Here is a 13,299-nt window from a genome sequence, read left to right as displayed (position 1 = left end):
GGCCACCGGTCGAATACGAACACATCTACCATCAACAGACCATCTCGGCCGAGGTGGCCTGAACTCGGGTCTCCACCGGATCCAGGACGGTTCAGAGTCAGTCGCCTCGGCGGCTACCAGGTACATGACGAGGGCAGCACACCACAGAAAGACGAAGGCAACAATGAGAAAGTTGGTCGAGCGAATAGAACCACTCGGCACCGGCCCGAACCCGTCGACACTCGGTGAGTACATCAACTGGGTTCGATTGACCAGCGTCGTGCCAGAGAAGGTTCGACACCTCTCACCCCGGGGCAACGAACGCGGACTTACACTGACACAGCTGGGCGCATTGCTCGATTCCTCTCTCAACACCGTCCAGAAGTGGATCCGCGACGAACGCACACCCTCCGACACCTATATCGACCTGCTCATCGAGCAACTGAGCGTCCCCTGGTACATCGCGGACGTCATGCGGGCGTTGGCCACCCCGGATCTCTACCCGGTCACCACCGAGGAGTGGCCGGAGTTGACCGACGACGACATCTCCTACCTCGAAAACCACAAAGGCCCAGCGTGTTTCCAAGGGCTGCTCTACGACATCCCGCCCAGCGGGGCGAACCAGCAATGGTGCGAAGTGTTCCCCATGCTGCAACCGGCACCCCGGGGCTCCAAACGCGCAGTAAACATCATCGATGTGATGCTCAATCACCCCGACTCCGAAAGATTCAGAAAGCGATACGAGCGCATACAGGTGCTACTCTTCGGCATACGCATTCTCCGCCCCTTCGCCGACCCCACCAGATTCGCTGAAGTCTACGCAGCCTGCGCCAAATCACCGCACTTCGCAAGACTATGGAAAAACGATCCCCTACCGGAAATCATCGACGACACAACCGTAGGAATATACAACGCCGAAACCGGCCAATACGACATCTACGAAACCAGACAAACCGACGCCCACTTCCCACCCAGCCAACTCAAGACCTACTCGCTCTACCAGCCCACACCGAGACGCAATGCCCTACCAGGCACCGCTAGCTCGCTCGTTCACCAGCCGACCGCCCGCGCCTGAGGACCTTCGATTCATGACCACATAGCCGAAGCCACCCAGCGCGGCAACCGCCCCCCAGTCGCCTACTCGCTACTTGGGGGGCTCTGTCACGCGCCGAGTTCGCGTGACAGATCGAAAAATACACCCACGCTGGGTGGATTATCGAAAAAGTCACCCACGGTGTACACGCTAAAAGTCTTGACTACCCACCCGCCACGAATGAATGCTTGGGAAGCAATCAGCCGTTGCCCGACAACACCAGCACAGCGAATCGTCGTTGCCGGCAAACGCCCTCAAGCAGCCTGACGCATGTCATGTCGAACGGACATAGCGCTGCGCCTTTGACATCGAGGTGGTCGAAACTTTGCGTACGCGAATGCAGCCATCGCAGGCGCACCTTATGGGGCCGCGTTGCGGGAAGACCAGCACACTGCTAGAGGAAACAGATCGGGTCCACGCCCGGATCTGCCCTGCTGGACCCGCCAGCCACCTTCGCCTCTTCTCAGTGTCATCCGATCGGAACCTGCTCCGATCCTCCCCGCATGCGCGATGGCGGCGGCCAAGCGCGCCGCCAGGCGCGCCGGTGCGGCACGGAGTCGAGCTCGCCAGCGAGTGATGACCGATGAGCCAAGCACAGCCAGAGCATCCCGCACTCGCCCCATCAACCGCCCGGACACCGCATTGCGAAAGACCAGCATTGAATTCGGCCGGACATTGTCGACCGATGCTGCGGCCTCGCGATGAATCAGTCGTGGGTTTCGACGACCTCTACAGTGCACGTCCGCGGATCGTCCAGTTTCCCGGCATCCCCTTTCACTACCCCACCACGATCATCGAGACACCAGTCGGGCTGGCACATTGTGCAACAGCGACCATCGATCAACGCGGCCGCGTCAGCGATAGATCAGCCATCAGGAAGCTCGACTGGCATCCCGGCCAGCCAGTAACAATCCAGCACGAAGACCAACTCGCAGTCGTGGACCCTGCCGACGACGGTCGCTGGGCTGTCGGCCCGACCGGATACATCCACCTTCCGGCGAACGTCCGTCACGCCTGTGGCATGCAGCCTGGTGACCGGCTCCTACTCGTAGCGTCCCTTACTCTCCAGCGACTCGTCGTGTACACAACGCCGCTGGTGGCCGCTGCTGTCTCACAATTCCGACCCAATCCGTGGGAGCCTCAATGACTTTCGAAGACGTCAGTACAGCGCTGCACTTGATCTCCAGACTGGGGTTGAAACTCGAAGACCTGCTCGACGAGTCGACACGACAAGGGCCTGCACCAACTTTCGCACAGTACATTGCACAGGTCTCGGCCTCGGCATCAGAACAAACTCTCAAGAACTACGGATCCTATTGGAAGGTCCTAGAGCAGAGGTGGGGTGATAGACCTATAACCGAGCCGACGTACACCGAGATCGAACAACTCGTCAGCGAACACCGGGTACGCGCGGGTGCCGCCGGACGATCGAATTCCCGCGGCGGCGTCGGCGCCGCGGGAAGCTTGGTATCAGCAATTCGCAAGCTTTACCGCCACGCCGAACTCGACAGGTTGATTCACCCACTCGACAACCCTGCCGCGAAAGTCAGAAGAGCGCGCCAGCCCAGAAGCCCGAGACACGCGCTCTCTCTCGACCATATCCGCGACATCGGCCGTGTTGCCGCAACGACTGGCAATGATCGTCCACTGGATGCGCTGATCGTGCGCATCCTGATCGAAACGGCTTGTCGCCGTGGCGGACTGCTCGGCTTGACCGTCGATGACCTCAACTCCCACGACTGCCTTGTCCGCCTTCGAGAGAAGGGCGGAACCGTCAGATGGCAACCCGTCTCGCCAACCTTGATGGAAAGGGTCCTCGAGCACATCGAAGCCCGTGGTGGCGCGGAAGCGACGCGACATGTCCTCCGATACCGGGACGGAAGACCGGTCGGAGTAGCCCGCATCGACAACCTTTTCGAGCGCATCAGGAAATTCCTTCCTTGGGCATCGTCGGTTGGAGTTTCCGCGCATTGGGTCCGCCATACGACGCTGACTTTCGTCGAAAGAGAGTTCGGAATGGCGGTGTCCAGCGCCTACGCCGGCCACCAAGACAGGCCGGGGGCGGGCCCTACGACCCTCATCTATACCAAGGCCAGCCTGCTCGACGTGGTCGAGGCGCTCGTCGCCTTGACCGGCGAAGCCCACCCACTGCTTCCCATCGGCACGCGACATCCACTGTCGACCGACGGATGGCGCAAGCCCGGTGAGACCGACACGGTAGGGTAACGCGCTATGAACCCACTTTTGTGGCGACTTCGCTGCGAATGGGTGTTCTAACTGGAGGAAGAAATTGGGCTGCCCCAGCCGCATCTGCGCCTGCACCGCCGCGTCGGCACGATCGAGCTGCGCGAAAACCTTCTCCCGCAACAGCGTCCGCGCGATCACCGATCGGCCCTTGGTCGAGCCCGCGCCCTCGATCACGCGCCCGTCCTCGTGGAAGAACGTCGCGTAACCGTAGTAGGCGGTCTTGGTGATCGTCGAGCCCTTCGGCACGATCGCATAAGCGTTGGAGAACTCCATCCCCGAGAATCGGGCGCCCACCTCGGCCGCCATCAGCGCGCCGTCACCGGTGTCGACATTCGTGCCCAGCGCCCGGGACAGGAACGCGCAACCGCCGGTGGCCAGCACCACCGCACCGGCCACGATGCGGTAGTCCCGGTCGGCCTGGCGCTGGTAGCCCGCCGCGCCGCGCACCACGCCGTCGTCGTCGACCAGCAACTCCAGCGCGGGCGAGTGGTCCAGGATGCGCACCCCGGCACGTTTCACCCACGCCCGCATCCGGCGCATGTACTCCGGGCCTTGCACGCCGGTGCGGATCTGCTCACCGGTAGCCGGATCCACGGGGAACGGATACCGTCCCTCCACCGCGAGCCGATTCATGTTCGCGTAGGTATGATCCAGCACCCGATCCATCCAATAGTGATCGGCCAGATGCCCACCCAGCGCTTCCCGGCTGGCCTTCGCGTTCGCCCGCGCGGTCGCCTCCGGCGCCACGTACCACACACCGGTGCCGGACGGGGCGGTGGCGCCGCTGGTCCCGCAGTAGCCTTTGTCCACCAACGTCACCTCGGCGCCGGCCTCGCGGGCATGGATCGCGGCCCAGCAGGCGGCGGGTCCGCCGCCGATCACCAAGACGTCCGTACTGATCTGCAACGGTTCACTCATACGTCTGCTCCTGTCGGTGCCTCGGGATTCACGCCGAGTGCGAGCAGCAACCGGCGCCGGAGTGCGGAGAATTCGGGGTCGACCACCGAACGCGGGCGGGCGACGGTGATGTCGAAGGATTCGGCGATGCGGCCCTCGCGCAGCACGAGCGCACGGTCGGCCAACAGCAGCGCCTCCTCCACGTCGTGGGTCACCAACAGCACCGACTGCCGGTGCAGCGTCCACAGGCGCGCCACCAGAGCCTGCACTTTCAACCGGGTCAGCGCGTCGAGGGCGCCGAACGGCTCGTCGAGCAGCAGCAGTTCCGGATTGCGGACCAGCGCCCTGGCCAGCGCGACCCGCTGTGCTTCCCCGCCCGACAACGTCGCGGGCCACGCATCCGCTTTCGCGACGAGCCCCACTTCCTCCAGCGCCGTCAACGCACGCGCCTTGGTGGCCCGGTCGACGCCGAGAACGACGTTGCGCCACACGGTGATCCACGGAATCAACCGGTGCTCCTGGAACACGATCGCCTTCGATCCCGGCACGTCGAACGACCCACTGAAACCACGGTCCAGCCCACCGATGCCGCGCAGCAGCGTGCTCTTACCGGACCCGCTGGCGCCGAGCAGGGCGACGAACTCCCCCGGCGCGATATCCAAGTCGACCCCGCGCAGTACCGTGCGCCCGCCGAAAGCGCGCGCCGCCCCGCGGATACGGACACCGGTCGCGATGGTGGCGGTCATCTACTTCCCCTCGTATCCGGTGCGCCAGGCTAGGAACCGGTGTTCCAGCACGCGCACAAATAGATCGGTGAGCAACCCCAGCACCGCGTAGATCACCAGGACCAGGAAAATCTGATCGGTCCGCAGGAACTCCTTGGCATCGTTCATCAGGAACCCGAGTCCGACCGGCGTGGTCTGCATCTCGGCGACCACCAAGGTGAGCCAGCCGATGCCCAGTGCCTGCCGCAAACCGACGAAGATCTGCGGCAACGCACCGGGCAGGATGATCTTGGTGGTCAACTCGAACCGGTTGAGGCCCAGCGACTCCGCCGCCTCCACCAACCGCCGGTCCACACCCCGGATTCCGGCCAGCACGTTCAAGTAGATCGGGAAGATCGGCGCGACGATGATCAACGCGATCTTGAACGAATCGCCGATGCCGAACCAGATGATGAACACCGGCACCAGCGCCAGCGTCGGCAACATCCGCAACGCCTGTAGCGGGCCGTTGACCAGATCTTCGGCGACGCGGAACAACCCGGCCGCCACCCCGCACACCAGACCGATGCCGATGCCGATCGCCAGCCCGACCGCCACCCGACGCCCGGAGGCGGCCAGATGGTGCCACAGCTCGCCCGACCTGATCAGCTCCCACCCGGCCTCGAGCACCTCCGTCGGCGCCGGAGTGGTGGTGCCGAGCCAGGATCGGGCGCCCAGCTGCCAGACGATCACCGCCAGAATCAGCCCGGAAGACGCTCTGGCCAGGCCGATCAGCTTGCGGGTGAACGGGGCCGCGCTTTCGGTGACCGCCTCGGCAGGGGCGGAAGGTGGCGCGGATGTGGTCGGATCCAACTGCAATGTCATCTGACGCGGTCCTCACACGAGAAGTACTGTCCGGAACAGTAAGGTGCGCAGGCGGTTCACAGAATGATTGCGATCAGCGCGATCCTGAACCCGCGCGCGGTCCTCCCGCTCCTGCCGCACCACCCCCATCAGGCACGATGCGGGCATGGACGGGCGAAAATCCGCACGGGCCAAACTCTTTGCTCGGCCGCTGAGGGGCGCAGCTTTTTCAGCACACCCCTGTCCACCAGAGCGGATCACGGGGTGATCACCAGCTCCGGTGGCCCTCCCCGGAGCGGGCAACGCTCACCCTACGGCGGGGAGATCATCCAGCGCGCCGATGAGGGGGGTCAGTCGCTCCAGTTCTTCCCGATGTGTGGCGCTGAGCAAGGCCAACGTTTCCTTGCCGGCCTCGGTCAGTGTGAGGTGTACGACGCGACGGTCGGTGCCCTGCCCTCGTTTCCGAGTGACGAGGCCGAGTTGCTCGGTGCGATCGATCAGCTGCACCACGCTGTGGTGGCGGGCGGACAGATAATCGGCGACCTCCCCGATGCTCGGCCCGCCGGGGTGGGAGTGCCCTCGGATCGCCAGCAGGAGTTGGTGCTGGGTGTCGGTGAGTCCCACTTCGGCCGCCCCGCGCTCACTCCAGCGCAGCAGCTGGCGCAGGACGGTACGAAACGCCAGCAGCCGCGTGTATTCCTGGTCGGTGAGGTGGCCCGATGAGGACATCGACCCTTCCATCATGGGGTGATATTATCACGGAATGATATAAGTGAGCGGCGATCAGGACGGGTCGCGTTCCTGAACCGATCGTGAGCCGCCCGGCTCGGGAGAGCTTCGATTCGCCACTACGTCCGAAGGGTGGTGGAAACATGAGTAGTGAAACCATGATGAGCCGGCATCCCGACATCGTGGAATTGCGGGAGAAGTACGAGCGCGCCTCCGAGGCGCCCGACGCCCAAGCGGTCACCGGCCTGATGTTCCTGACCGGGCTCTACATCGCGATTTCCCCCTGGGTCGTCGGGTTCAACGGACTCTCCACATTGACCGGCAACAACCTCATCGTCGGCATCGCTCTGGCCATGCTCGCACTCGGGTTCGCCTCGGTGTACGGCCGGACGCACGGCATCGTCTGGACCGCTCCCCTGATCGGCCTCTGGACGATCGTCGCCCCCTGGATCGTCAGCGGCAACGTCGATACCACATCGACGATCTGGAACAACGTCGTCGCCGGCGCCGTCGCCGTGCTGCTCGGTCTGGCCTCGATGTTCCTCGGAATGCGCAGGACCGGGGGACTCACCGGCCAAGCACCTCGAGCGGAAGCGACGCGAACCCAGCGCCCGTCCGGGCTCGGGCCGGAGACCTCCACACGGTGAAAACGCAGGTGCCCAAGCGCTCTGCCGAGTGAGCAACTCGGCGCTACGCGCGTCCAGCTGATCCGGCCGTGGTCGGCACGCGTGTCCCGTCCAGGCCCTCGGCGAGCGCGGGCCACTGTTCTTCCCCGCCAACACCGGCTCCACCGGGTTGATGCGCGGCTTCGCCACCTGCTTTGTATGCCTCACTTCCCTTCCGTGGAGGACAGGTCGGCACACTTGCGGTTCACGCCCACCACTCGATCACCGATTCGTGGCCGTGGCGACCACCCTTCCTCGCCGGCGCGGCGTTCTTCGGTGGTGGCCAGCAGAGGCACAATCGTCCCGTCGGATCCGCTGCCGTACAGGGCGGGGGATCCGTTGTCCGACAAAGCGATCCGTTCGATCGTCGTTGTACTCGTCCAATGACGGCTGCCGTGTCGGACGCAAGCCGTCTGCTGAGCGACCGCGCCGGCCTGTGCTCTGTGTCACATTCCCAATTCGCTGTGACGTATTGACCATCGACGGTCCGTCCAGCATGGTGTCGATAGGTTAACAAGCGCTCAGTTACTTGCTGGAAGGTTCACAGTCATGCCCGAAGCCGTCATCGTCTCTGTTGCCCGCTCGCCGATCGGTCGCGCCGGCAAGGGTTCGTTGCGGGATCTGCGGCCCGACGACTTGGGGGCGCAGATCGTGCGGGCTGCGCTGGCGAAGGTGCCGGCCCTCGATCCGAACGGCATCGATGATTTGATGCTCGGGTGTGGCCAGCCCGCCGGCGAGTCGGGCTTCAACCTCGCTCGGGTCGTGGCGGTTCTGGCGGGCCTGGATCGGGTGCCCGGCACTACGGTCAACCGGTACTGCTCGTCGAGTCTGCAGACGACCCGCATGGCGCTGCACGCCATCCGGGCCGGCGAGGGAGACGTCTTCATCTCCGCCGGCGTGGAGACCGTGAGCCGCTACGTCACGGGCAATGCCGACGGCCTGCCCGGCACCGAGAACCCGGTTTTCGCCGACGCGGTGCGCCGGACGGCGAAATTCGCTGCCGGCGGCGAGATCTGGACCGACCCGCGCACCGAGGATCTCCTGCCGGACGTCTATATCGCGATGGGGCAGACCGCGGAGAACGTGGCGCAACTCTGCGGTGTGAGCCGTGCCGAACAGGACGCTTTCGGTGTCCGCAGTCAGAACCTCGCCGAGGCCGCCCTCGCCAACGGATTCTGGGAGCGCGACATCACCGCGGTTACCCTGCCCGACGGCAGTGTCGTCTCGCAGGACGATGGCCCGCGGCCCGGAGTCACCCTGGAGAAAGTCGCCGAACTGAAGCCGGTGTTCCGGCCCGACGGGACGGTGACGGCCGCGAACTGCTGCCCGCTCAACGACGGCGCCGCCGCGGTCGTGATCATGTCGGACACCAAGGCCGCCGAACTCGGCCTGACGCCACTGGCTCGGATCGTCGCGACCGGAGTCAGCGCGCTGTCGCCGGAGATCATGGGCCTGGGACCGGTGGAGGCGTCCAGGCAGGCGCTGGCCCGGGCCGGGCCGGGATGACCATCGACGACGTCGACCTGGTCGAAATCAACGAAGCCTTCGCCGCCCAGGTCATCCCCTCGGCGCGGGAGCTGGGCGTCGACTTCGACAAGCTCAACATCAACGGCGGCTCGATCGCGGTGGGTCACCCATTCGGCATGACCGGCGCCCGCATCACCAGCACCCTGATCAACTCCCTGCAGTTCCACGACAAGCAGATCGGTTTGGAAACGATGTGCGTCGGCGGCGGCCAGGGCATGGCGATGGTGCTGGAACGCCTGTCGTAACCGCTGACTCCGCGAAGGGACTCGATGATGAACAGATTCGAAGGCAAGACAGCGATAGTCACCGGCGCGAGCCGGGGCATCGGGCTCGGCATCGCGCAGCGCTTGGTGGACGAGGGGGCGCGAGTCGTGATCACCGCCCGCAAACAGGACGCGCTCGACGAAGCGGTGGAAGCACTGGGCGGGCCGGACCGCGCGCTGGCCGTCGCGGGCCGCGCCGATGACGTCGAGCACCAGGCGGAAACCGTCGCTCGCGCGATCGACACGTTCGGTAGCGCCGACCTCCTCGTCAACAACACCGGCATCAATCCGGCGTTCGGGCCGATGGTCGATCTGCCGTTGGACGTGGCCCGCAAGATAGTCGAGGTCAACTGCCTGGCCTCGCTGTCGTGGGTACAGCAGGCGTACCGGGCTTGGATGAAGGACTTCGGCGGCGCGATCGTGAACGTGTCGTCGGTCGCCGGGCTCAAGCCGGCGCCGGGCATCGGCTTCTACGGTTCGAGCAAGGCGATGCTCACACACATCACTCAGGAACTCGCGGTCGAACTCGGCCCGAACCTACGGGTCAACGCCGTCGCCCCGGCGGTGGTGAAGACGAAGTTCGCCACTGCTCTCTACGACGGCAGGGAGGACGAGGTCGCCGCGGCGTACCCGCTGAAGCGGCTCGGCGTGCCCGAGGACATCGGCAGCGTGGTGGCGTTTCTGCTCTCCGACGACGCGAGCTGGCTGACGGGGCAATTGCTGGTCGTGGACGGCGGCGTCACGCTGACAGGCGGAATCTGACATGGCGCGGATGAACGCGTGGCGAGTCCATGAGCTGGGCGAACCGGGCACGGTGCTGCGGCTGGAGGAGGTGGAAGTTCCGGAGCCCGGCCCGAGCCAGGTTGTCGTGCGGGTCCGCGGCGCCGCGGCGAACTTTCCCGATGTACTGATGTGCCGAGGCCTCTATCAGGTCCGGCCGCCGTTGCCGTTCACGCCCGGCGTCGAGTTGTGTGGCGAAGTGGTGGCGGTCGGTGCCGAGGTGGCCGGGATCGCTGCCGGTGACCGAGTGCTCGGAGGCGCGGCGCTGCCGCACGGTGGTTTCGCGGAATTCGCCGTGCTGGAGGCCGCCCAGACCTTCCCAGCGCCGCCGTCGTTGGATGACGCGGAGGCGGCCTCGCTCTTCATCGGCTACCAGACCGGCTGGTTCGGATTGCATCGGCGCGCCGGATTGACCGCGGGCGAGACCCTCCTGGTGCATGCCGCGGCAGGTGGCGTGGGCAGCGCCACGATCCAGCTCGGCAAGGCCGCGGGCGCCCGGGTGATCGGAGTTGTCGGTGGTGCCGACAAAGCCTCCTACGCCGAGGATCTGGGTGCCGACGTGGTCATCGATCGGCATCAGCTGGACTTCGTCGACGTTGTGAAGGACGTAACCGGCGGTCGTGGCGCCGACGTGATCTACGACCCGGTCGGCGGCGAGGTGTACCAACGGTCCACGAAATGCGTTGCCTTCGAGGGCCGCATCGTGGTCGTCGGATTCGCCGGCGGCCAGATCCAAGCTCCGGCATTGAATCATGCGCTGGTCAAGAACTATTCGATCCTCGGCCTGCACTGGGGTTTGTACAACACCCAGGATCCCGGCGCCGTCGCCGAATGCCATCGCGCGCTGACCGCACTTGCCGCCGACGGCGCGATCCGTCCTCTGGTCGGCGCGCGGCTGGGACTGGAGGAGGTCGCCGGCGCCGTGCAGCGACTCGCGGACGGCAAGACCGTCGGTCGCGTGGTCTACACCCCCTGAACTCAGCATTTCCACCGCAATCACATCTTCGAGGAGTATTCATGACCGATCCGACACAGCGGACCGCCGTCGTCACCGGCGCGGCTCGCGGAATCGGCGCCGCTGTCGCCCGGCGGCTGGCCGCCGACGGTATGGCAGTAGCCGTGCTCGACTTGGACCAGGCCGCCTGCAAGACGGTCGTAGACGAGATCGAGGCAGCCGGTGGACGCGCGCTCGCGGTCGGTGTCGATGTTTCCGACGAGGCCGCGGTTACCCAGGCGGTCGATCGCGTGGCCGCCGCGCTCGGCGCACCGACGGTGCTGGTCAACAACGCCGGGATCCTGCGTGACAATCTGCTGTTCAAGATGAGTGTCGACGACTGGGATGCCGTCATGAACGTGCACCTGCGCGGTTCGTTCCTGCTGGCCCGGGCAGCGCAGGCGCACATGATCGAGCAGAAGTGGGGTCGCATCGTGAACCTGTCCAGCACGTCGGCGCTCGGCAACCGTGGCCAGGCCAACTACGCGGCCGCCAAGGCCGGGCTGCAGGGATTCACCAAGACGCTCGCACTCGAACTCGGCAAGTTCGGCGTCACCGCCAACGCGGTCGCCCCGGGTTTCATCGAGACGGAGATGACCGCGGCCACGGCCGCGCGGATGAACATCTCCTTCGAGGACCTCAAGGCGGCGATGGCCGCCCAGATTCCCGTTGCCCGTACCGGCACTCCCGCCGACATCGCGCACACCGTGTCGTTCCTGGTGAGCGAGGGGGCCGGCTTCGTGTCCGGCCAGGTGATCTACGTGGCCGGCGGTCCACGGAACTGAACGAAGGAGACAGTCGTGCAGACATTCCAGGGCCTGTCCGAGCTGGAGGCCGCGGTCGGCACCCACCTCGGATACAGCGATTGGCACACGGTGACCCAGCAACAGATCGATCGCTTCGCCGAAGCCACCGGGGATCACCAATGGATTCATGTGGATCCTGCGAAAGCCGCCGCCGGACCGTTCGGCACCACCGTCGCACACGGGTTTCTCACCCTCTCGATGGTGCCGATGCTGGCCGGTCAGGTATACGCCGTGCGGGGCTTGTCCATGGGTGTCAACTACGGCACCAACAAGGTGCGCTTCCCCACTCCGGTCCCGGCCGGATCCCGGGTCCGAGCCGGTGTCGAACTGGTCTCGCTCGTGCCGGGCACGATCGGGTCGCAGGCAGTGCTCCGAGTGACCGTGGAACTCGAGGGCTCGGACAAGCCCGCGTGTGTGGCCGAGACCGTCGCGGTGCTGGTGCCGTGACGGCCGATCAGAAGGACGACAGATGACTCGACCCGACGCGGTTCGCGACGATCTGCGGCGCGGGGTGGAAGCCGTACTCGAAAAGCACGATCCGGCCACCACCGATGCCGTGACCTTTCACCGAGCCAGGTTCGACGCGGGCCTGGCCTGGGTTCACTTTCCGATCGGGCTCGGTGGCCGGGCCGTCGATCGGGAACTGCAACCGTTCGTCGACGCCCTGTTCGAGCAGGCCGGATCTCCGGACAACAACGCGGCGATCAACGGCATCGGTCTGGGTATGGCCGCGCCGACGATCCTCGCCCACGGCACGACGGAACAACGGCAGCGCTTCCTGCGTCCGCTGTGGAGCGGGGAGGAGATCTGGTGCCAGCTGTTCAGTGAACCGGGGGCAGGCTCGGACCTGGCCGCGATCGCCACCAGGGCAGTGCGTGACGGCGGTGACTGGGTCGTCAACGGGCAGAAAGTGTGGACTTCGGTCGCGCACAAGGCGCAATTGGCGATCCTCGTGGCACGCACCGATCCCAGCCGGCCCAAGCATGCGGGGCTGACCTACTTCATCTGCGATATGACCGCACCCGGAGTCGAGGTGCGGCCGCTGCGGCAGATCACCGGCGAAGCGGAATTCAACGAAGTCTTCCTGACCGACGTTCGGATCCCCGACACGCACCGGCTCGGCAAGGAAGGAGAAGGCTGGCGAGTAGCAACCACCACGTTGAACAATGAGCGCGTCTCGATCGGGGGGCGCGCGCTCCCCCGCGAGAGCGGAGTGCTGGGCGCCGCCGCCGGCCTCTGGCGCGAATTCCCGGAAAAGCGCACCCCCGAATTGCACCACCGGCTGTTGCGATTGTGGGTGGATGCCGAGGTCTCCCGGCTGGCGGCGACCCGGCTGCGTCAGCAGGTGGCCGGCGGCCAGCCCGGGCCGGAAACTTCCGCCGTCAAGCTGTCGTTCGCCCGAGTCAACCAGCAGGTTGCCGGATTGGAGGTCGAACTGCACGGTGAAGACGGCCTGCGATACGACGATTGGACGATGGTGCGCCCCGACCGGGTCGATTTCGCCGGTCGTGGCGCCGGTTACCGTTTCCTGCGGGCCAAAGGCAATTCGATCGAGGGTGGAACCTCCGAAATCCTGCGCAACATCATCGCCGAACGGGTCCTCGGGCTGCCGGGCGAACCCCGCGCGGACAAGGACATCGCCTGGAAGGACCTGAGCCGATGAGACACCTTCTGTCAACCTCAGGCGGCGAGTACGCGTTGGCGGTTGCTGACGTGGGTTTCTTCGTTGTAGGCGGTGCCGCGGGTCAGGC

General features: G+C 65.5%; 11 protein-coding genes and 2 pseudogenes. 9 read left to right on the top strand and 4 right to left on the bottom strand.

Features of this window, described 5'->3' with window-relative positions; translation table 11 throughout:
• Nucleotides 1-163 precede the first annotated feature (163 nt).
• Nucleotides 164-1,054: a helix-turn-helix domain-containing protein gene (locus ACWEO7_RS35725; protein ID WP_452429837.1), complete on the top strand. Its 891-nt coding sequence runs from the start codon at nucleotides 164-166 to the stop codon at nucleotides 1,052-1,054.
• A 1,161-nt stretch (nucleotides 1,055-2,215) separates the two neighbouring features.
• A complete protein-coding gene (locus ACWEO7_RS35720; protein ID WP_452429840.1) occupies nucleotides 2,216-3,298 on the top strand; it encodes a tyrosine-type recombinase/integrase in 1,083 nt (360 codons plus the stop codon).
• A 45-nt stretch (nucleotides 3,299-3,343) separates the two neighbouring features.
• Here the strand turns inward: ACWEO7_RS35720 and ACWEO7_RS35715 are convergent.
• From ACWEO7_RS35715 to ACWEO7_RS35700, 4 genes and pseudogenes are all read right to left on the bottom strand, one after another.
• Nucleotides 3,344-4,237, bottom strand: a pseudogene (locus tag ACWEO7_RS35715) (FAD-dependent oxidoreductase); the annotation flags it as partial.
• Nucleotides 4,234-4,962 carry an ABC transporter ATP-binding protein gene (locus ACWEO7_RS35710; RefSeq protein WP_452429836.1) on the bottom strand — a complete coding sequence of 243 codons (729 nt, stop codon included), beginning with the start codon at nucleotides 4,960-4,962 and terminating at the stop codon, nucleotides 4,234-4,236. The gene ACWEO7_RS35710 and the pseudogene ACWEO7_RS35715, both read right to left, overlap by 4 nt.
• The gene (locus ACWEO7_RS35705; RefSeq protein ID WP_452429834.1) at nucleotides 4,963-5,805 is read right to left on the bottom strand and encodes an ABC transporter permease; all 843 of its coding nucleotides are present in this window, start codon (nucleotides 5,803-5,805) and stop codon (nucleotides 4,963-4,965) included. It abuts the gene before it with no gap.
• A gap of 285 nt (nucleotides 5,806-6,090) precedes the next feature.
• Nucleotides 6,091-6,528 (bottom strand): MarR family winged helix-turn-helix transcriptional regulator, encoded by a 438-nt coding sequence (locus ACWEO7_RS35700; protein ID WP_452429833.1) that lies wholly within the window; start codon nucleotides 6,526-6,528, stop codon nucleotides 6,091-6,093.
• A 128-nt stretch (nucleotides 6,529-6,656) separates the two neighbouring features.
• Here ACWEO7_RS35700 and ACWEO7_RS35695 point away from each other — a divergent pair, with 128 nt between their 5' ends.
• The 7 genes and pseudogenes from ACWEO7_RS35695 to ACWEO7_RS35665 all read left to right on the top strand — a co-directional run bounded on the left by ACWEO7_RS35695 (nucleotide 6,657) and on the right by ACWEO7_RS35665 (nucleotide 13,211).
• Entirely contained in the window at nucleotides 6,657-7,160 is a 504-nt protein-coding gene (locus tag ACWEO7_RS35695) for an SPW repeat protein (RefSeq protein ID WP_450022182.1), read from the top strand.
• Nucleotides 7,161-7,727: 567 nt separating this feature from the next.
• Nucleotides 7,728-8,950, top strand: a pseudogene (locus tag ACWEO7_RS35690) (acetyl-CoA C-acetyltransferase).
• 24 nt (nucleotides 8,951-8,974) lie between these two features.
• On the top strand, nucleotides 8,975-9,730 hold the full coding sequence (locus tag ACWEO7_RS35685; RefSeq protein WP_452429832.1) for an SDR family oxidoreductase: 756 nt from the start codon (nucleotides 8,975-8,977) through the stop codon (nucleotides 9,728-9,730).
• A 10-nt stretch (nucleotides 9,731-9,740) separates the two neighbouring features.
• Complete coding sequence (locus tag ACWEO7_RS35680) at nucleotides 9,741-10,724, top strand: NADPH:quinone oxidoreductase family protein (RefSeq protein WP_452429839.1); 984 nt, start codon at nucleotides 9,741-9,743, stop codon at nucleotides 10,722-10,724.
• A 41-nt stretch (nucleotides 10,725-10,765) separates the two neighbouring features.
• Nucleotides 10,766-11,527: a 3-oxoacyl-ACP reductase FabG gene (gene fabG / locus ACWEO7_RS35675; protein WP_452429830.1), complete on the top strand. Its 762-nt coding sequence runs from the start codon at nucleotides 10,766-10,768 to the stop codon at nucleotides 11,525-11,527.
• Nucleotides 11,528-11,542: 15 nt separating this feature from the next.
• Nucleotides 11,543-11,995, top strand: coding sequence for a MaoC family dehydratase (locus ACWEO7_RS35670; RefSeq protein WP_452429828.1), 453 nt, complete (start codon nucleotides 11,543-11,545; stop codon nucleotides 11,993-11,995).
• A gap of 22 nt (nucleotides 11,996-12,017) precedes the next feature.
• Nucleotides 12,018-13,211 (top strand): acyl-CoA dehydrogenase family protein, encoded by a 1,194-nt coding sequence (locus ACWEO7_RS35665; protein ID WP_452429826.1) that lies wholly within the window; start codon nucleotides 12,018-12,020, stop codon nucleotides 13,209-13,211.
• The last annotated feature ends 88 nt before the right edge of the window (nucleotides 13,212-13,299 follow it).

The organism is Nocardia sp. NPDC004260 (assembly GCF_053603155.1).
This window is presented reverse-complemented; position numbering and strand designations above follow the sequence as displayed.